The 16,987-nt window shown below is 76.8% G+C and carries 15 protein-coding genes; 11 read left to right on the top strand and 4 right to left on the bottom strand.

Annotated features, from left to right (window positions below; all coding sequences use genetic code 11):
* Positions 1-37 precede the first annotated feature (37 nt).
* Positions 38-1,885 (top strand): methyltransferase, encoded by a 1,848-nt coding sequence (locus Q0840_RS14125; protein ID WP_298460417.1) that lies wholly within the window; start codon positions 38-40, stop codon positions 1,883-1,885.
* 30 nt (positions 1,886-1,915) lie between these two features.
* Here Q0840_RS14125 and rfbA read toward each other — a convergent pair whose 3' ends face one another.
* Positions 1,916-2,785, bottom strand: a complete 870-nt coding sequence (gene rfbA, locus Q0840_RS14120) for a glucose-1-phosphate thymidylyltransferase RfbA (RefSeq protein WP_298460414.1) — start codon at positions 2,783-2,785, stop codon at positions 1,916-1,918.
* Between the two features lie 148 nt (positions 2,786-2,933).
* Here rfbA and manA point away from each other — a divergent pair, with 148 nt between their 5' ends.
* Together manA and Q0840_RS14110 are read left to right on the top strand one after the other, a co-directional pair.
* On the top strand, positions 2,934-4,115 hold the full coding sequence (gene manA / locus Q0840_RS14115; protein ID WP_298460458.1) for a mannose-6-phosphate isomerase, class I: 1,182 nt from the start codon (positions 2,934-2,936) through the stop codon (positions 4,113-4,115).
* Positions 4,116-4,244: 129 nt separating this feature from the next.
* Complete coding sequence (locus tag Q0840_RS14110; protein WP_298460412.1) at positions 4,245-5,006, top strand: class I SAM-dependent methyltransferase; 762 nt, start codon at positions 4,245-4,247, stop codon at positions 5,004-5,006.
* Positions 5,007-5,023: 17 nt separating this feature from the next.
* On the opposite strand, the gene Q0840_RS14105 is transcribed toward Q0840_RS14110, so the two are convergent.
* Complete coding sequence (locus Q0840_RS14105; protein ID WP_298460411.1) at positions 5,024-5,797, bottom strand: TIGR03089 family protein; 774 nt, start codon at positions 5,795-5,797, stop codon at positions 5,024-5,026.
* Between the two features lie 147 nt (positions 5,798-5,944).
* Between Q0840_RS14105 and Q0840_RS14100 the strand changes: the two genes are divergently transcribed.
* From Q0840_RS14100 to Q0840_RS14090, 3 genes are read left to right on the top strand one after another with little or no spacing between them, the layout of a single operon-like run.
* A complete protein-coding gene (locus tag Q0840_RS14100; RefSeq protein ID WP_298460410.1) occupies positions 5,945-6,271 on the top strand; it encodes a WhiB family transcriptional regulator in 327 nt (108 codons plus the stop codon).
* A gap of 33 nt (positions 6,272-6,304) precedes the next feature.
* On the top strand, positions 6,305-10,126 hold the full coding sequence (locus Q0840_RS14095) for a glycosyltransferase (RefSeq protein WP_298460409.1): 3,822 nt from the start codon (positions 6,305-6,307) through the stop codon (positions 10,124-10,126).
* Positions 10,123-11,925, top strand: coding sequence for a DUF5719 family protein (locus tag Q0840_RS14090; RefSeq protein ID WP_298460408.1), 1,803 nt, complete (start codon positions 10,123-10,125; stop codon positions 11,923-11,925). Before Q0840_RS14095 ends, Q0840_RS14090 begins: the two co-directional genes overlap by 4 nt.
* Before the next feature lie 32 nt (positions 11,926-11,957).
* On the opposite strand, the gene Q0840_RS14085 is transcribed toward Q0840_RS14090, so the two are convergent.
* Both Q0840_RS14085 and Q0840_RS14080 read right to left on the bottom strand, forming a co-directional pair.
* A complete protein-coding gene (locus tag Q0840_RS14085) occupies positions 11,958-12,818 on the bottom strand; it encodes a glycosyltransferase family 2 protein (RefSeq protein WP_298460406.1) in 861 nt (286 codons plus the stop codon).
* Positions 12,819-12,829: 11 nt separating this feature from the next.
* The gene (locus Q0840_RS14080) at positions 12,830-13,195 is read right to left on the bottom strand and encodes a metallopeptidase family protein (protein WP_298460456.1); all 366 of its coding nucleotides are present in this window, start codon (positions 13,193-13,195) and stop codon (positions 12,830-12,832) included.
* Between the two features lie 206 nt (positions 13,196-13,401).
* On the opposite strand from Q0840_RS14080, the gene Q0840_RS14075 reads away from it, so the two are divergent.
* The 5 genes from Q0840_RS14075 to Q0840_RS14055 all read left to right on the top strand — a co-directional run bounded on the left by Q0840_RS14075 (position 13,402) and on the right by Q0840_RS14055 (position 16,977).
* Positions 13,402-13,758 (top strand): DUF3499 domain-containing protein, encoded by a 357-nt coding sequence (locus tag Q0840_RS14075; protein ID WP_298460404.1) that lies wholly within the window; start codon positions 13,402-13,404, stop codon positions 13,756-13,758.
* A 7-nt stretch (positions 13,759-13,765) separates the two neighbouring features.
* Positions 13,766-14,140, top strand: coding sequence for a hypothetical protein (locus Q0840_RS14070; protein WP_298460403.1), 375 nt, complete (start codon positions 13,766-13,768; stop codon positions 14,138-14,140).
* A gap of 97 nt (positions 14,141-14,237) precedes the next feature.
* Positions 14,238-15,806: a phosphomannomutase/phosphoglucomutase gene (locus Q0840_RS14065; RefSeq protein WP_298460401.1), complete on the top strand. Its 1,569-nt coding sequence runs from the start codon at positions 14,238-14,240 to the stop codon at positions 15,804-15,806.
* Positions 15,803-16,030, top strand: coding sequence for a Trm112 family protein (locus tag Q0840_RS14060; protein WP_298460400.1), 228 nt, complete (start codon positions 15,803-15,805; stop codon positions 16,028-16,030). The genes Q0840_RS14065 and Q0840_RS14060 overlap by 4 nt, the downstream gene beginning before the upstream one ends.
* Positions 16,030-16,977 carry a cation diffusion facilitator family transporter gene (locus tag Q0840_RS14055; RefSeq protein ID WP_298460398.1) on the top strand — a complete coding sequence of 316 codons (948 nt, stop codon included), beginning with the start codon at positions 16,030-16,032 and terminating at the stop codon, positions 16,975-16,977. The genes Q0840_RS14060 and Q0840_RS14055 overlap by 1 nt, the downstream gene beginning before the upstream one ends.
* Positions 16,978-16,987 lie beyond the last annotated feature (10 nt).

Below are 16,987 nucleotides of genomic sequence, written 5' to 3'. Positions count from 1 at the left end.
GCACCGCCCGACCTCGCTGCTCCCCGGAACGGACACCATGACCATCGACCTGTCGGCGCTCGGCTACCGCGAGGACGCCCAGCGCGGCCTGTGGGTGCCCGACGGCGCCCGGCCCGACTTCCGTTACAACGACGGCGACCACGTCGAGACCTGGATCGGTGACACCGTGCGTGCCGCCACGGACGTGGGCACCTTCTCGCGCGAGCTGGCCGCGGGCATCCGGGACTGGCCGTCCCGCTACCACCTGAGCTCGCAGCGGGCCAACCTGCTGCGGCCCCTGCTCGACGACCTCGACGGGCCCGTGCTCGAGGTGGGCGCCGGGATGGGCGCGGTCACCCGCGTGCTCGGCGAGCACGGCCACGACGTGGTGGCGATCGAGGGGTCGCCGCGCCGCGCCGCGACGTGCGTGGAGCGGTGCCGTGACCTGCCCGGCGTCCGGGTGGTCGCGGACACCGTGCAGGGGCTGGTCGCGCCGGGCGCGTTCGGCACCGTGGTGGTCATCGGGGTGCTGGAGTACAGCCGGCTGTTCTTCCCCGCGGCCGGCCGCGACCCGGTGGACGCGATGCTCGAGCACCTCGCGTCCCTGCTCGCACCCGGCGGCCAGCTCGTGCTCGCGATCGAGAACCAGCTCGGGCTGAAGTACCTGGCGGGCTTCCCCGAGGACCACGTCGGGAGGCGGATGTTCGGCGTCGAGGACCGCTACGACGCCGGCACGGTCGTCACCTTCGGTCGGGGCGAGCTGCGTCGGCGGCTGTCGGACGCCGGCCTGGACGAGCAGGCCTGGTACTACCCGTTCCCGGACTACAAGCTGCCGACGTCGGTGGTGACCGAGGCCGCGCTGCTTCCGGGGGCCGACTTCGACCCGCTGCCGCTGGTGGTGCCGTCGGGTCGCGCCGACCACCAGCGGCCCGAGGTCACCACCTTCGACCTCGAGCGCGCCTGGCGGGCGGTGCACCGCAACGGGCTGCTGCCCGACCTGGCCAACTCCTTCCTGGTGCGGGCCTCCACCCGCCCGCTGCCGGCGTCGCGCACGGTCGCCTGGTACTACGGCAGCACCGACCGCCGTCCCGAGTTCGCCAAGGCCACCGCGTTCAGGGCGACCGGCACGGGGCTCGAGGTGCGCCGCGAGCGGGTGCTGCCGCAGCTGCCGGACACCGTCGCCGGCACCCGGATGCTGCTCGTGGACGAGCCCTACGTGCGGGCGCGGCCGTGGACGGACGTCCTGGCCGACGTGGTGGGCCGGGACGGCTGGACCGTCGACGACGTGGCGGGGTGGTTCGGCACCTGGTGGGACGCGTTCGGCGCCACGACCGGCGACCCGACGCCGGCCGGGACGGTCGACGGCGGCCTGGTCGACGCGCTGCCGCGCAACCTCCTGGTGGACGCCGACGGGTCGGCGCAGTTCATCGACCTCGAGTGGTGCGCGCAGGGGCCGGTGCCGTCGTCCTACGTCGTGTTCCGCGCGCTGTACGACTCCCTCGCCTCGCTGCTCGCGGTCCGGTCCCCGGCCGGCGGCACGCCGTTGCAGCTGCGGGACCTGATCACGGCGGTCGCGTCCCGGTACGGGGTCGAGCTGGACGACCGCACGCTGGTGGAGCACTGGGAGCGCGAGCGGGCGTTCCAGTCCGTCGTGCTCGGCCTGACGGTCGAGGCGTCCGACGCGATCGCGCTGGACGCCCCGCTGCGGGTGGTGCGTGACGTCGCGGCGGTCGTCGCCGACGCGGACGCGCTGCGCGAGGAGCTGCGCCTGGAGCGGGCCACGCACGACGCCGTCCGGCGGACCGTGTCCTGGCGCATCACCGGGCCGCTGCGGGTCGTGCGGGCGCTGCCCGAGCGACTGCGGGTGCTGCGGCGCCTGCCGGTGCTGCGGCGGGCGCGGCGCTGACGCCGCGCCCCGCCGGCTCCGGGCGGCGGGTCAGCGACCCTCGTCGAGCAGCCCCAGCAGGTAGCGGCCGTAGCCGGACTTGACCAGGCCCTCGGCCCGGACCCGCAGGTCGTCGTCGGACAGGAAGCCGCGCCGCCAGGCGACCTCCTCGGGCGCACCGACCTTCAGCCCCTGGCGGTGCTCGATGGTCCGGACGTAGTCCGAGGCCTCCACCAGCGAGTCGAACGTCCCGGTGTCCAGCCATGCCGTCCCGCGCGGCAGCACCTCGACCCGCAGCCGCCCCTGCTCGAGGTAGTGCCGGTTGACGTCGGTGATCTCGTACTCCCCGCGCGCCGACGGCTGCAGGTCGCGCGCGATCGCCAGGACGTCGTTGTCGTAGAAGTACAGGCCGGGCACCGCGTAGTTGGACTTGGGGCGGGCCGGCTTCTCCTCCAGGGAGAGCGCCGTGCCGTCGGCGTCGAACTCCACGACGCCGTAGCTGGTCGGGTCCGCGACGCGGTAGGCGAACACCGCGGCGCCGTCGATGGTCTCGAACCGCCCGAGCTGTGAGCCCAGGCCCGCGCCGTAGAAGATGTTGTCGCCCAGGACCAGCGCCGCGGAGTCCGTGCCGACGAAGTCCGCTCCCAGCACGAACGCCTGCGCCAGGCCGTTCGGCTCGGCCTGCACGGTGTAGGTGATGGAGATGCCGAACTGGGAGCCGTCCCCCAGCAGCCGCCGGAACTGCTCGGCGTCGTGCGGGGTGGTGATCACCAGCACGTCCCGGATGCCCGCGAGGATCAGGGTGGACAGCGGGTAGTAGATCATCGGCTTGTCGTACACCGGGACGAGCTGCTTGCTGACCCCCAGGGTGATGGGGTGCAGTCGGGTCCCCGAGCCTCCGGCCAGAATGATTCCGCGCATGGTCCCCTAGTGTGCCGCACCCGGCTCGCGCCGCCTGCCGGGTGAAAACGTGCCGGCCCTGCACCCGGACGGCGGTGCCTCGGCGACCCGCCGCCGAGTCCCGCCTATCGTTGGAGGGCCGACGAGAGGGGACCTGCCGGTGTTCACCATGCAGCCGACCACCCGGGACTACGCGTGGGGCTCGCCGACCGCCATCCCGGGGCTGCTCGGCCTACCGGTGGACGGGTCGCCGGTCGCCGAGCTGTGGTTCGGGGCCCACCCGAGCTCGCCGGCGCTGGTCGAGGCCGCGGAGCACCCGGACCTGGCCGCCCTCATCGCGTCGGACCCGAGCGCGATGCTCGGCGACGACGTGCGGGCCCGCTTCGGGGACTGCCTGCCCTACCTGCTCAAGCTGATCGCGCCCGCCCAGCCGCTGTCGCTGCAGGTGCACCCGCACGTGGACCGGGCCCGCGCCGGCTTCGACGCCGAGGAGCGGGCCGGCATCCCGGTGGACGCCCCGCACCGCAGCTACCGCGACCGCAACCACAAGCCCGAGCTGGTGTACGCGCTGACGCCGTTCGAGGCGCTGTGCGGCTTCCGTGCGCCGCGCCGCGCCGCGGAGCTGTTCGCCGGGCTCGCCTCACCGCTCGCCGACAAGCTGCACGGGGTGCTGCGCGCCGATCCCTCGCCCGCCGGGGTCCGCGCCGCGTTCACCAGCCTGCTCGACCCGGCCGACCGGCCGTCGGCGCAGGACGTCGCCGAGCTCGTCGAGGCGTGCCGGGAGCGGCTGGCGGCCGGCTCGACGTCGCCGCGCGCCGACGCCACCGTGCTCACGCTCGCGGCGGCCTACCCCGGCGACCCGGGCGTCGTGGCCGCCCTGCTGCTCAACCCCGTGTCCCTGCAGCCGGGCGAGGCCCTGTTCGTCCCGGCCGGTGGGGTGCACGCGTACCTGGGAGGCCTCGGCGTGGAGGTGATGGCCAACTCCGACAACGTCCTGCGGGCCGGGCTGACGGCCAAGCACGTGGACGTCGACGAGCTGCTGGAGTGCGTCGACTACGTCGCAGCACCGCCCATCCGCACGGCACCGGAGGTGTTCCACGGCGCGACCCGGGTCTTCTACGCCCCCGTGGACGACTTCGAGCTGTCCATCACCGACCTCGACGACGACGGCGTGCACCCGCTGCCCGGTCGGGGACCGCGGGTCCTGCTCTGCCTCGACGGTGTCGTGACCGTGTCGTCGGCCGGTCACAGCGTGCGCCTCGAGCGCGGCGGGTCGGTCTTCGTGCCGGCCGCCGAGGGGAGCCTGACGGCGTGCGGCGCCGGCACCCTCGTCCAGGCGGACGTGCCCTGACGGACCGCCGGTAGAGTGCTCGGAGTGCTTGCTCCCCGTTGCTGCGTCTGCCTCACCCCCATGACCGCGGCGGGTCCCGCCTGGCACGTGCGGTGCCCCCGGTGCGGCACGCACGCCTCCACCCTCGACGTGACGATCAACGACGACCCGGACCTCATCGACGAGACGGCCCGGGCGACGGGGCTGGCGCAGCTGCGACGGCAGAACAACGCCACGGTCGTGGAGCGGATCCGGTCGTGGGGTGCCCCGGACGGTGCCCGGCTGCTCGACGTGGGCAGCGCCCACGGCTGGCTCCTGCAGCGGGCCACGGCGCAGGGCCTGCGCGCGGTGGGCGTCGAGCCGGACGTCGCCGTCGCCCGACGCGCCATCGGCGCGGGGTCCGACGTGCGGATCGGCTTCTTCCCCGAGGCCCTGCGGCCGGACGACCTGTTCGACGTCATCACCTTCAACGACGTGCTCGAGCACCTGCCCGACCCGCGTGAGGCGCTCGCCGAGAGCGCGTCGCGGCTGACGCCGGGCGGGCTGCTCGTGGTCAACATCCCGGACCGGCGGGGGATCGTGTACCGCGTCGCCGACGTCCTGCGCCGGTTGGGGGTCCCCAGCGTGTTCGACCGCCTGTGGCAGCGCGGCCTGCCGTCCCCGCACCTGTGGTACTTCGACGCCGGTGCGCTGACCCGGCTGGGGTGCTCGCTGGGGCTCGAGGTCGTCGAGGTCACCCACCTGCCGAGCATGAGCCGGGCCGGGCTGTGGGAGCGGGCGCACTTCGACCGGCGGCCGTCCCCGGTCACGGTCGCGTCCGTGGTCGTCGGGTGGCTCGCCGCGCCGCTGCTCAACTCGCGGTCGCTCAGCGACATCATGCTGGTCGCGTTCCGCAAGCCGTCCGGCGTCTGACGCGCCCGTCCGGGAGATCACGCGCCGGCGGTCACCCGCTCCGTGGCCACCAGGCGGTCCCGGCGCGCGGGGTCGGTCGCGAGCTCGACCGCGAGCGCGGGCCCGACCAGGACCAGCGAGCCGCCGCCGAGCAGGACGCCCAGGGCGGTCCGCAGCCAGCGGGGGACCGTGGCCCGGTCCGGGTCGGCCGCCAGCAGGACGCGGTCGCCCGGGGCCGACGTCGTCCCGGCCGTCGCCCAGCCGGCGAGCGCGGCGTGGTCGACCTCGGTGACCTCCGCGTCGCCGGCGGTCTGCGGGCCGACGGCGACCCCCGCGCGGACCGCGGGGGCCGCCGGGTCGGTCGCGGGCGTCCAGCCGACGACGTCGCCGTAGGTCATCACGGCCGCCGCGGCGTCGACCGCCCCCGGCGGCAGGGTGCCGTCGAAGCGGCGGGCCAGGGCGGGCAGGGCCACCGCCACCACCGCGTCCGCGACGCCGGGCTCGGGGCGGTCGGTCACGACGACGTCGGTGCCGTCCTGCTGACCCAGCACCACGCAGCCGCCGGCCCGCCAGGTCGCCATCGCCCACACCAGCGTGCGCCAGTGCGCGGGCAGGTCGAGCCGCACGGTCGACCCCGGGGCGACGTCGAGCTCCTCGACGAGCAGGTTGGTGGTCTTCGCCACCCAGTTGGCCAGCACGGCGCCGGACAGCTCCACCCGCTCGCCGTCCGCGTCGTAGGCGGTCAGCCGGGGACTGCCGCCGCTCGCGGCCAGGGTGTCGACGAGTGCGGGCAGGGGCGCGGGTGCGGGCATGGGCGCCAGGCTACGGGCGAGCCCGGCCCCGAGGCCGACCGTCGCCGCTCCACCGCCTACCACCTGCGCGCTTGACTATCGGGAACGACACGCGTGTAATTCCTCTAGCGCACGACATCTCACCGCACTCGAGCCGGAGGCACCTGCATGTGGAATCTGCTCGACGAGGACGGACCGTTCCCCTCGGACCAGGACCGTCCGGCCATCGCGGTGGCCCCCGTGCTGCCCATCTTCGGCACCCCGCAGGACGACCCTGCCATGGGCTGGCAGGAGCGCGCGCTGTGCGCCCAGACCGACCCCGAGGCGTTCTTCCCCGAGAAGGGCGGCTCGACCCGGGAGGCGAAGCGCGTCTGCACCGGCTGCGACGTCCGGTCCGAGTGCCTGGAGTACGCCCTCGAGCACGACGAGCGGTTCGGCATCTGGGGCGGTCTGTCCGAGCGGGAGCGGCGCAAGCTCAAGCGTCGCGTGGTCTGATCCACCCCGCGGGCGGGCGCACCATAGGGACAGATGACTGACTCACCGCCCGTCACCGGACCCCTCCCGCTCCGCCGTGGTCCCCGCACCACGGCCGTCGTGGTGACCCGGGGGACCACTCGCTACCTGCCGACGACGCTGCGCGCGCTCGCCGGTCAGACGCGTACCCCGGACGCCGTCCTGGTCGTCGACGCCGCTCCGCCGGCCACGTCCGCACCGCTCCCCGCCCGCACCGGCGCCGGCATCGACGCCGCCGTCGACCCGGCGGTCGAGCGGCTGGCCGGCGCGGCGTTCGCCGGGACGGGCACCGAGGTCCGGGTGCTCTCGACGCCGGGCGCGCGGACGTTCGGTGACGCCGTCCGGGGCGCGCTCGGGACGGGTGCCGCCACGGACACCCCCGGCTGGCTGTGGCTGCTGCACGACGACAGCGCACCGGAGCCGACCGCGCTCGCCGAGCTGGTCCGGGTCGTCGAGCACGCGCCGTCGGTCGCGGTCGCGGGGGCCAAGCAGCGTGCCTGGGACGACCCGACCCGCCTGCTCGAGGTCGGGCTGACCACGTCCCGCCTCGGCCGGCGGGTCACCGGCCTGGAGAACGGCGAGGTCGACCAGGGCCAGCACGACGGGCGTGAGGACGTGCTCGCCGTCGGGCTCGCCGGCGCGCTGGTCAAGCGGGACGTCTGGGACGAGCTCGGCGGGCCCGATCCCGCGCTGGGCCCGTTCGGCGACGGCCTGGACCTGTCGCGCCGGGCCCGGCTCGCCGGTCACCGCGTCGTCGTCGTCCCCCGGGCGGCGGTCCGGCACGCCCGCGCGTCCTACGCCGGGCTGCGCGACGACGACCTGCTGCACGTCCTGACCGGCACGGCCGCGCACGACGCCCACCCGCACGACGCCCACCCGCAGGACCCCCACCCGCACGACGCCCCGGCCACCGCGGCCGACCTGTCGGCGGACCGGTCGGCCGCCCCGCCGGACACCGCGCCGGCCGACCTGCCGGCCGACCTGCCGGCCGACCTGCCCGCCGACCCGCCACCCGACCCGCGCGTCGGCCCGTCGGCCGACCCACGACGGTCGTTCGCGACCCGGCGCCGCGCGCACGTGCACGCCCGGCTCGCGGCGGTGCCGCTGCCGCTGCTGCCGCTGCTCACCGTCGCGTTCCTGGTCGCCGCCGTGGTGCGGTCGCTGTACCGCGTCGCGAGCAAGGACGCCGTGCTGGCGACGGCCGAGCTCGCGGCCCCGGTGGTCGCGATCGTCAACCCGGGCCGGATGGCCCGGTCGCGCGCCACCGCCCGGCGCGCACGCCGGCTGCCGCGCCGATCGCTGCGACCCCTGCAGGCGTCGTGGCGGGACGTGATCCGCGAGGAGCGTGACCGGCTGCTCGCCCGCCGCGAGGTGCGCCGGGTGCGGCAGGCGCCGAGCGAGCTCGAGCTGGCCGAGCTCGCCGAGCTGGCCACCCGCAGGCGGTTCGGTCTGGGCGCCCTGCTGGTGGCGCTGGTGGCGCTCACCGTGGTGGCGCTCGGTCCGCTCCTGGTGGCCGCGGTCGGGGGCCGGCCGCTGACCGGTGGCGGTCTGCTGCCGGCCGGGGCCGACCTGGGTGCGCTGTGGCGGGCGGTCACCCTCGGGTGGGTCGACGGGGGACTGGGCCGGCCCGCGCCGGCCGACCCGCTGCTCGCCGTGCTGGTCCCGGTCACGGTCCTGACCGGCGGCGTGACCCAGGGCGCCGTGGACCTGCTCTACCTCGGCGGTCTGCTGCTCGCCGGCACCGGCGCCTGGTTCGCCGCGGGTGCGGCGACCCGGGCGGTCGGGCTGCGCTGGTGGGCCGCGCTGGTCTGGGTGGCGGCACCGGCCCTGCACGCCGCCGTGGACGGCGGACGGCTCGGGGCGGTCCTCGCGCACGCCGCGCTGCCCTGGGCTGCGCTCGGCGTCGCGCGGGCGCTGGGCGTGCAGCGACGCGACGTCGTCGTCTCCGGACTGGTGGGCGCGCGGTCCGCGCACGACGACGCCGACGAGGTCGGTGCCGCGACCGGCCCGGCCCGGGACGGGGAGGCCGGGCACAGCGCCGCCGCGGCGGCGGGCGGCGCGACGGCCACCGCAGGTGGCCCGGCGGGCGCCGAGGCCCCCGACGTGCCGGTGGCCCGCGGCGCCACGGCGCTCGTCGTGCCCGACCCGGACGAGCCGCCACCCCCGCCGCCCGGCACGCCTGCCGCCGAGGACGGCCCCGACCGCACGGGCTCGGTCACCGCCGCCGCGGCCGGCGGGCTCGCGTTCGCCGTCGCCGTCGCCGGTGCGCCGGTGCTGCTGCCCGCCGGGCTGGTGGCCCTGGTCGCGGTCGCCCTGGCCGCCCGCGGCAGCCGGCGCCGGCTGCTGCTCGTCGCCCTGCCCGCGCTGGTGCTGGCCGGGCCGCTGGTTCAGGACGCGGTGACCCGCTGGACGGCGGGGGGCTGGCGTGCGCTGGTGGCCGAGCCGGCGCTGCCCGTGCCGTCCGCCGCTGCGCCCGCGTGGCAGGCGCTGCTCGGGCGGCCCGTGCCGCCCGGGACCGGACTGGCCGACGCGGTCGGTGCCGACGTGGCGACGCTGCTCGCGCTGGTCCTGGGCGCGGTCCTGGTGCTGCTGGCGCTGCTCGCGCTGCTGCGCGGCCCCGGCGTCGCGCGGGGTGTGCGTGCCGGCTGGCTGGTCGCCGCCTGCGGGCTCGCCGCCGCCGTGCTCGCCGCGCGGGTCGAGACCGCCGTGGTCGACGGTGCGGTGGTGCGCGGCTGGCCGGGCGCCGGGGTGTCCTTGCTGATGCTCGGCCTGCTCGCGGCCGCCGTCCTGGGGGCCGACGGCGTCCGGGCGCGGGTCGCGCGGCACGCGTGGGGCTGGCGCCAGGTCGCGGCCGGTGCGCTCACCGGTCTCGCGGTGCTCGCCCCGCTCGTCCCGCTCACGCAGTGGCTGGCCCTGGAGCGGACCGGGGACGGCGGCACGGGCCCGGCGGTGACCACGCTCGCCGGACCGGTCGTGCCGGCCGTCGGACGTCAGCCGCAGACCTCCGAGGCGCGCTCGCGGGTGCTCGCCCTGGCGCCCGCGGACGACGGCGGGGTGACCTACGGCGTGCTGCGCGGGGACGGGCCGCAGCTGACCGAGACCTCGGCCGCCGCCCGGGCGCGCGGCCTGGACGGCCGGGTCTCCGCGGCCCGGCCCGTCGACCCGGATCCGGCGACGACGGCCCTCGAGCGGCTGGTGGCCCGGCTCGCGTCCGGGGCCGTGGGCGACGTCTCGGGGGACCTGGCCGCGTTCGCGGTGGGTGCGGTGCTCGTCCCGCCGGCGACCGGCGACGCCGGTGCGGCGCCGCGCGCGGAGCTCGTGGGACGCCTGGACGCCACCGCGGGGCTCGAGCGCATCACCGAGAGCGAGACGGGGGTGATCTGGCGGGTCGTCCGCCCAGCCGTCCCGTCCACCGGACGGACGACGGACCGCGCGTCCGCGACCGGCGCCGCCGACGACGGCGCCGCCCCCGCGCCCGCACCCCAGGCCCCGGTGACCTCGTGGGCGCGCCTGGTCGACCCGGACGGCGAGGCCACCGCGCTGGCCGCCGGGGACCTGTCGGTCCGCAGCGTCGTGCCGGCCGGTGACGAGGATCGGACCGTCGTCCTGGCCGAGCGGTCCGCCCCCGGGTGGACGGCCCGGCTGGACGGACGCGAGCTGCCCGCGGTCGAGGACGGCTGGCGGCAGGCGTTCGCCGTCGGCGGGTCGGGCGGCGTGCTGACCGTGTCGTACGAGACCACCGAGCGCCGGGTGTGGTCGGTCGTCCAGGCCGTGCTGCTCGGCCTGGTCGTCCTGCTCGCCCTGCCGCTGCGCCGTCGTCGAGGAGGAGCCCGATGAGCCGCCGGACCGGACGGATCGCCCGCCTGGCCGGTGGCATCGCCGCCGTCGCCGTGGTCGCCGGCGTGGCCGTGGCGGGCACGTGGCTGGACGTGCCGCCCGTGCCGGCGGCGCCCGGCGCGGTGGTGCAGGTGCCGCCGACGGCGACGACCCTGGTGTGCCCGGGGCCGCTCGTCCTGCCCGACGACAGCGCCGCCGGGGACGCCGCGTTCGACCCGACCCCGGTGGACACCCTGACCGCGCAGCGGGTCGCCACCACGGCGCCGGCGGGCGCCCGGACGGCCCCGCCCGCGACCCTGTCCCCGCTCGGCGGCGGCTCGCCGCTGCTGCGGCTGCCCGGCGCCGGACCGGCGGGGGTCGACGGCCTGGCGGACGTCGACGGCGCGACGGTCCTGCGGGTCGAGCCGGCCGGTGACGTGGCGGCACCGGCGGGCGGCGCCAGCGCCTCGGTCACCACCGAGGGCGACCTGCGCGGGCTCGCGGCGGCGTCCTGCCAGCAGCCCTCGGCCAGCATCTGGCTGGTCGGCGGCAGCACCGAGATCGGCAGCAGCGCGCTGCTGGTCGTGGCCAACGCGGGGCGGACCCCGGCCGAGGTGTCGCTGGAGGTGTGGGGTCCCACCGGGCCGGTCGAGGTGGTCGGCGGCGGGACGTTCCTGGTCGCCCCCGGTGCGGAGCGCGGGTTGCTGCTCGAGGGCATCGCCGCCGAGCAGCGACGGGTCGCGGTCCACGTCAGCGCGGCCGGTGGGCTGGTGTCCGCGCACATCCAGGACAGCCGGCTGCAGGGGTTCACCCCGGCCGGCACCGACCTGGTGACCGCGGGGGCCGGACCCGCGACCCGCCAGGTGGTCGGCGGGCTGGTCGTGCCGGCGAGCCAGACCGGCGCGAGCGACACGGCCCAGGTCCGGCTGCTCGCGCCCGGGGACGAGCGGGCCCGCGTCGGCCTGACCCTGCTCGGCCCCGACGGGCCGGTCACCCTGGCCGGAGCGGAGGAGGTCGAGCTCGGTCCGGGGGAGGTGACCGACGTGTCCCTGGCCGGGCTGCCGGCGGGGCCGTACACGGCGGTGGTCGACGCCGACGCCCCGGTCGTCGCCGGGGCGGTGCTCACCCGCCAGGGTCCACCCGTCGAGCTCGACGACATCCCCACCCTCGAGCGAGCCTGGGTCGCGTCCGGCCCGGTGGGAGCGGCCGGTGTCGTCGCGATCCCGGCGGGCGTCACCGGCACGGTCGTCATCGGATCGGTGGCGCCGCCGGGCGCCGAGGCCGACGGGGGCGGCGTCCGGCCCGCCGGCGGCGTGCTGCGGGCGCTGGGCTCCGACGGCGAGGTCCTGGGTGAGCAGCGGGTGACCGTGCCGGCCGGGTCCACCGAGCGCGTGGACGCCGCCACGCTGGGCCGGGGACGCCCGGTCGCCGCGGTCCAGCTCGTGCCCGACGACGTCGTGCCCGTGGACGACCTGAGCGGCCCCGCCGCCGGCGCCCCCGGCGACGACGCCGACACGGACGCCGACACGGACGCCGATACGGACGCCGACACGGACGCCGACACGGACGCCGCTGCCCGGGGCGGCGACGACACGCAGACCGACGGCGGCACGCAGACCGACGCCGGCACGGCCGACCAGGGCGACGGCACCGACGAGGCCGCCACCGGCGCGGACGGGCCGGCGACGCTGGCGTGGTGGGTGCTGGCGACGTCCGGCCAGGGGCCGGACGAGCTGCTCTCGGTCCTGACCCCCGTCCCCGGGCCGCAGGCACCGCCCGCCGTCCTGGTCCGGCGCGCGGACCGGCTGGGCCTGCCCTGACCGCCTGGGGCCTGCGCTGACGCGACCGGGCGTCAGCCCGCGCGGCGCAGCTCCACGGCCTCGCGCACCGCCAGGCCCAGGCTGATCGCCGCCCGCAGCGGCGCCTGGTACCGGTGGTGGTAGCGCCGGTGCAGGTAGCGGCGGGCGCTGGTGTGGTGCGCGGAGATCATCCGGGCCGGACGGTCCCGCCAGGAGGTCCCGCCGACGTGCGTCACCCGCGCCGACGGCACGTAGACGCTGCGCCAGCCGGCGCGTCCCAGCCGCTCGCCCAGGTCGACGTCCTCGAAGAACATGAAGTACGCCGGGTCGAAGCCGCCGACCGCCGTGAAGGCCTCCCGGCGCAGCAGCAGGCAGGCGCCGGACAGCCAGCCCGCCTCGCGCTCGGTGCGCTCGGCGGACTCCTGCCGGCGCTGGTAGGCACGCGTCCAGGGGTTGCCCGGCCACAGCCGCGCGAACAGCGCGTGCCCGACCCCCTGGGTCAGCGACGGCAGCGCCCGGGCCGACGGGTACACCGACCCGTCGAGGTTGAGCAGGACCGGCCCGAACGCACCGCCGGTCGGGTGCCGCTCGGCGGCGGCCAGGAGCGCGTCCAGCGAGCCGGGCGCCCAGACGATGTCGGGGTTCACCACGACCAGCCACGGCTCGGTCGCGTCCTGCGCGCCGCGGTTGGCGGCCGCGCCGTACCCCACGTTGTCGCCGATCCGCAGCACCTGCCCGCCGTGCGCGGCGGCCACCCGCTCCGGACGGTCGTCGGTCGAGCCGTTGTCGGCCAGGACGAGGGTGACCGGGCTCGCGGTCGCCGTGGCGAGCGAGGCGGCGAGGGCGTCCAGCTCGGGTCCGGGGTTGTACGTCACGCAGATCACCCGGACCGGCGGGCGCGAGGTGGGGCTCATCGCACCCGAGGCTAGTGCCCCCCCGAGTACTCGGGGTCCACCTCGTCCGGGCTGCGGGCCAGCAGGTGCGCCACCTGCTCGACGACGACGTCCCGCACCAGGTCCTCCAGCTCCTCGGCGTCCACCGCCCGGGTCTCCACCGGACGCCGGTACACCACGATCCGGGCGGCCAGGCCGGTGTCGGCCGGGAAGTACCGACCCAGCGGGACACCACCGTGCTCCCAGGGCGCCGGCTGCGAGGGCGGCACGTCCTCGACCGCGAACTCCACGCCGTCGAGCTGGCGCGCCCACCGCTTCTCCAGCCGCTCCACCGCGGCGAGCACGAGGTCGTCGAACCGCTCGGCCCGGGTGCGGTACGCCGGCAGCGCCGGCGGCAGGAGCGGACCGCGCAGGCCCCGGCCGCGGCGGTCGCGACGCCGGGCCGGACGGACGGGCTCGCGGGGAGCGGGCGCTCTGCTCACCGCAGCAGCGTAACGGCGCACGCGTCCGGTGCCGGGCCCGGTGGCGGGCGGGCGGCGAGATCACCCGCGCGTGCGTCGCGTGCCGGTACTGCGGTCCGCGGCCGGGCAGGTACCGTTCGCGTGTGAGATCGGTCCGTCAGTGCTCGCGCACCGCCTGCGACAGCGGTGCCGTCGCGACGTTGACCTACGTCTACTCCGACCAGACCGCGGTCCTGGGGCCGCTCGCCAACCACGCCGAGCCGCACTCGTACGACCTGTGCGCCGATCATGCCGAGCGCCTCACCGCCCCGCGGGGGTGGGAGGTCGTGCGACTGACGCCCGACTTCGTCCAGTCCGGTCCCAGCCAGGACGACCTGCTCGCGCTCGCCGACGCCGTGCGCGAGGCCGGGCGTCCCCGGCACCGGGCCCCCGAGCCCGTGCAGGCCACCGAGGTCGGCCGTCGCGGGCACCTGCGGGTGCTGCGCGGGGACGGGGCCTGAGGTGAGGGTGCCGGAGACGAAGCACGACGACGCCCCGGCGCTGCCGACCACGTTCCCGACCCCGGTCGGCGCCGTGACGGCGGCCCGCACGAGCACCCGGGCGACGTCGTCGGTCCCCAGCCAGCGGGGCCGCAGTCGTCGGACCGAGGCGGCCCCCGTCCGGCTCGGGTCGATCGTGACGGCCACGGCACCGGCCCAGGCCCACCTCGCACGCTGCTCGGGGTGCGCCGGCACGTCGCTCACCCGGCTCGCCATGACCCTGACCGACGGGACCGCGGTCACGTTCGTCTCGTGCCACCACTGCGAGGTCCGGGCGTGGTTCGCCGCCGACGGCGCCGCCGTGGGGCTGGACGCGGTGCTCGGCAGCGCCGCCAAGGCCTGACCGCACCGGCGACCGGCGAGCGGCTCACCTGCGACGGCGTCCCGGGCCGTCACCCGGGCGCCGGGCCGCGCCGCGGGCACTGGCTAGGGTGGTCCCCGTGCCTGAGAACCCCCTGGATGCCTGCGTCGACCTGTCCGCGCTGATCAAGGCCTACGACGTGCGCGGTGTGGTGCCGGACCAGCTCGACGCCCGCATCGCGCGGGCCATCGGCGCCGCGTTCGCCGACGTGGTGGTCCTGCCGGACGCCACCCGTGCCACCGGGGCCGCCACCGGCCGGCCGGCCGTGGTCATCGGCAACGACATGCGCCCGTCGGGGCCCGAGCTCGTCGGGGCCTTCGCGGACGGGCTGGCCGCGCGCGGCGTCGACGTCGTGCGGATCGGGCTGTGCTCCACGGACGGGCTGTACTACGCGTCCGGCGCGCTCGGCATGCCCGGCGCCATGTTCACCGCCAGCCACAACCCGGCCGAGTACAACGGCATCAAGCTCTGCCGCTCGGGCGCGCGCCCGGTCGGCCAGGACACCGGGCTCGCGCAGGTCCGTGACCTCGCCGGCCGGTACCTCGCCGACGCCGTCCCGGAGGTCGCCGCCGCCGATCGCGGGCAGGTCACCGACCGCGACCTGCTCGCCGACTACGCCGGCTTCCTGCGGTCGCTGGTCGACCTGTCCGGGATCCGCCCCCTGACGGTGGTGGTCGACGCCGGCAACGGCATGGGCGGCCACACGGCACCGGCCGTGCTCGGCTCCGCCGCCGGCCTGCCCGGGCTCCCGCTGGACGTCGTGCCGCTGTACTTCGAGCTCGACGGGACGTTCCCCAACCACGAGGCCAACCCGCTCGAGCCGGAGAACCTGCGGGACCTGCAGGCGGCCGTCGTCGAGCACGGCGCCGACCTCGGGCTCGCCTTCGACGGCGATGCCGACCGGTGCTTCGTCATCGACGAGAACGGCGACCCGGTCAGCCCGTCGGCGATCACGGCGCTGGTGGGCCTGCGCGAGATCGAGCGCGAGCGCGCCGCCGGTCGCCAGTCCGTCGTCATCCACAACCTCATCACCTCCCAGGTCGTCCCGGACCTGGTCACCGCGGCCGGGGCGACCGCCGTGCGGACCCGGGTGGGCCACTCGTTCATCAAGGCGCAGATGGCCGAGCACGACGCCGTCTTCGGCGGCGAGCACAGCGCGCACTACTACTTCCGGGACTTCTTCTTCGCCGACACCGGCATGCTCGCGGCCATGCACGTGCTGGCCGCCCTGGGCGAGCAGGGCGCCCCGCTGTCGGCGCTCGCCGAGGCCTACCAGCCGTACGCCGCCTCGGGTGAGATCAACTCGCGGGTCGACGACGTCGCGTCGGCCCGGGAGCGTGTCGTGCACGCGTACGTGACCCATCAGGGCGCGGGCCCGGTCGAGGTGGACGAGCTCGACGGGCTGACCGTGAGCCACTGGGACAGCCACCCGCGGTGGTGGTTCAACCTGCGTGCGTCCAACACCGAGCCGCTGCTGCGGCTCAACGTCGAGGCGGCCGACGAGGACGTCATGGAGAAGGTCCGGGACGACGTCCTGGCCCTGGTCCGCGAGACCACACCGCCCGCCGCGGCCGCGGGCGTGACCGGGGCGACCGGGGTGTCGGGCGCCGACACCGCCGCCAAGACCGCCGCCGAGGGGGAGCTGTGAGCGAGCACGAGGCGGCGGCCGGGGCCCTGGAGCCCTGGCTGCGTGACATCCTGCGGTGCCCGGTGACCGGTGCGACGCTCGTGGACGGGGTGGGCCCGGACGGCTCGCCCGAGCTGGTGTCCACCGACCCCGACAACCCGCTGGCCTACCCCGTGCGGGACGGCATCCCGGTGCTGCTGGCCGACGACGCGCGGCCCGTCTCCGCGCCCGGCGCGGGCCGCTAGTGGCGCACGACGGTGGCTCCAAGGCCATCCTGGCCGCGCTGGCGGCCAACCTCGGCATCGCGCTGACCAAGTTCGTCGCGTTCCTGCTGACCTCCTCCAGCTCGATGCTCGCCGAGTCCGTGCACTCCCTGGCCGACTCCGGCAACCAGCTGCTGCTGCTGGTCGGCGGCCGCAAGGCGCGCAAGGAGGCCGACGCCCGGCACCCGTTCGGCTACGGCCGGGAGCGGTACCTGTACGCGTTCATCGTCGCGATCGTGCTGTTCAGCCTCGGCGGGCTGTTCGCGCTGTACGAGGCGTGGCACAAGTGGCAGGACCCGCACCCGATCACGCAGTGGCAGTGGGTGCCGGTCGCCGTCCTCGTGGCCGCGATGGTCATGGAGGGGCTGTCGTTCCGGACCGCGGTGCACGAGGCGAACCAGGTGCGCGGCACGCAGAGCCTGCCGTCGTTCATCCGGACCGCGAAGGCGCCCGAGATCCCCGTCGTGCTGCTCGAGGACTTCGGCGCGCTGGTGGGGCTCTCCTTCGCGCTGGCCGGCGTCGGACTGACGCTCATCACGGGGGACGGCCGCTACGACGCCGCCGGCACCGCCTCGATCGGCATCCTGCTCGTCCTCATCGCGATCGTCCTGGCGATCGAGACCCGGTCCCTGCTCCTGGGGGAGTCGGCGAACGCCTCGGCGGTGCGCGCGATCGAGAGCGCCGTCGTCGGCCCCGGTGTCCGCTCCCTCATCCACCTCAGGACGATGCACCTGGGACCGGAGGAGCTGCTGGTGGCCGCGAAGTTCGAGCCGGACGAGTCGGTCGACGCGGCCGGGGTGGCCCGGGCGATCGACGCGGCGGAGCGCCGGATCCGGGCGGCCGTACCGCAGCTCACAGCCGTCATCTACCTCGAGCCGGACCTGCGCCGGGCGGCCGCGTCCCGCGCGGTCACCGGCGACGGGGCCTGAGGGCCGCCGC

Origin of the sequence: uncultured Cellulomonas sp. (assembly GCF_947494015.1) — a bacterium.
Classification (GTDB): domain Bacteria; phylum Actinomycetota; class Actinomycetes; order Actinomycetales; family Cellulomonadaceae; genus Pengzhenrongella.
The sequence above is the reverse complement of the archived record's forward strand: the minus strand, read 5'-3'. Positions and strand labels throughout refer to the sequence as shown.

Bases quoted from the DNA above. Each gene is read 5' to 3' on its own strand.
- Q0840_RS14125 (WP_298460417.1), top strand. From the start codon at position 38: ATGACCATCGACCTGTCGGCGCTCGGCTACCGCGAGGACGCCCAGCGC.
- rfbA (WP_298460414.1), bottom strand. From the start codon at position 2,785: ATGCGCGGAATCATTCTGGCCGGAGGCTCGGGGACCCGACTGCACCCC.
- manA (WP_298460458.1), top strand. From the start codon at position 2,934: ATGCAGCCGACCACCCGGGACTACGCGTGGGGCTCGCCGACCGCCATC.
- Q0840_RS14105 (WP_298460411.1), bottom strand. From the start codon at position 5,797: ATGCCCGCACCCGCGCCCCTGCCCGCACTCGTCGACACCCTGGCCGCG.
- Q0840_RS14100 (WP_298460410.1), top strand. From the start codon at position 5,945: ATGTGGAATCTGCTCGACGAGGACGGACCGTTCCCCTCGGACCAGGAC.
- Q0840_RS14095 (WP_298460409.1), top strand. From the start codon at position 6,305: ATGACTGACTCACCGCCCGTCACCGGACCCCTCCCGCTCCGCCGTGGT.
- Q0840_RS14090 (WP_298460408.1), top strand. From the start codon at position 10,123: ATGAGCCGCCGGACCGGACGGATCGCCCGCCTGGCCGGTGGCATCGCC.
- Q0840_RS14085 (WP_298460406.1), bottom strand. From the start codon at position 12,818: ATGAGCCCCACCTCGCGCCCGCCGGTCCGGGTGATCTGCGTGACGTAC.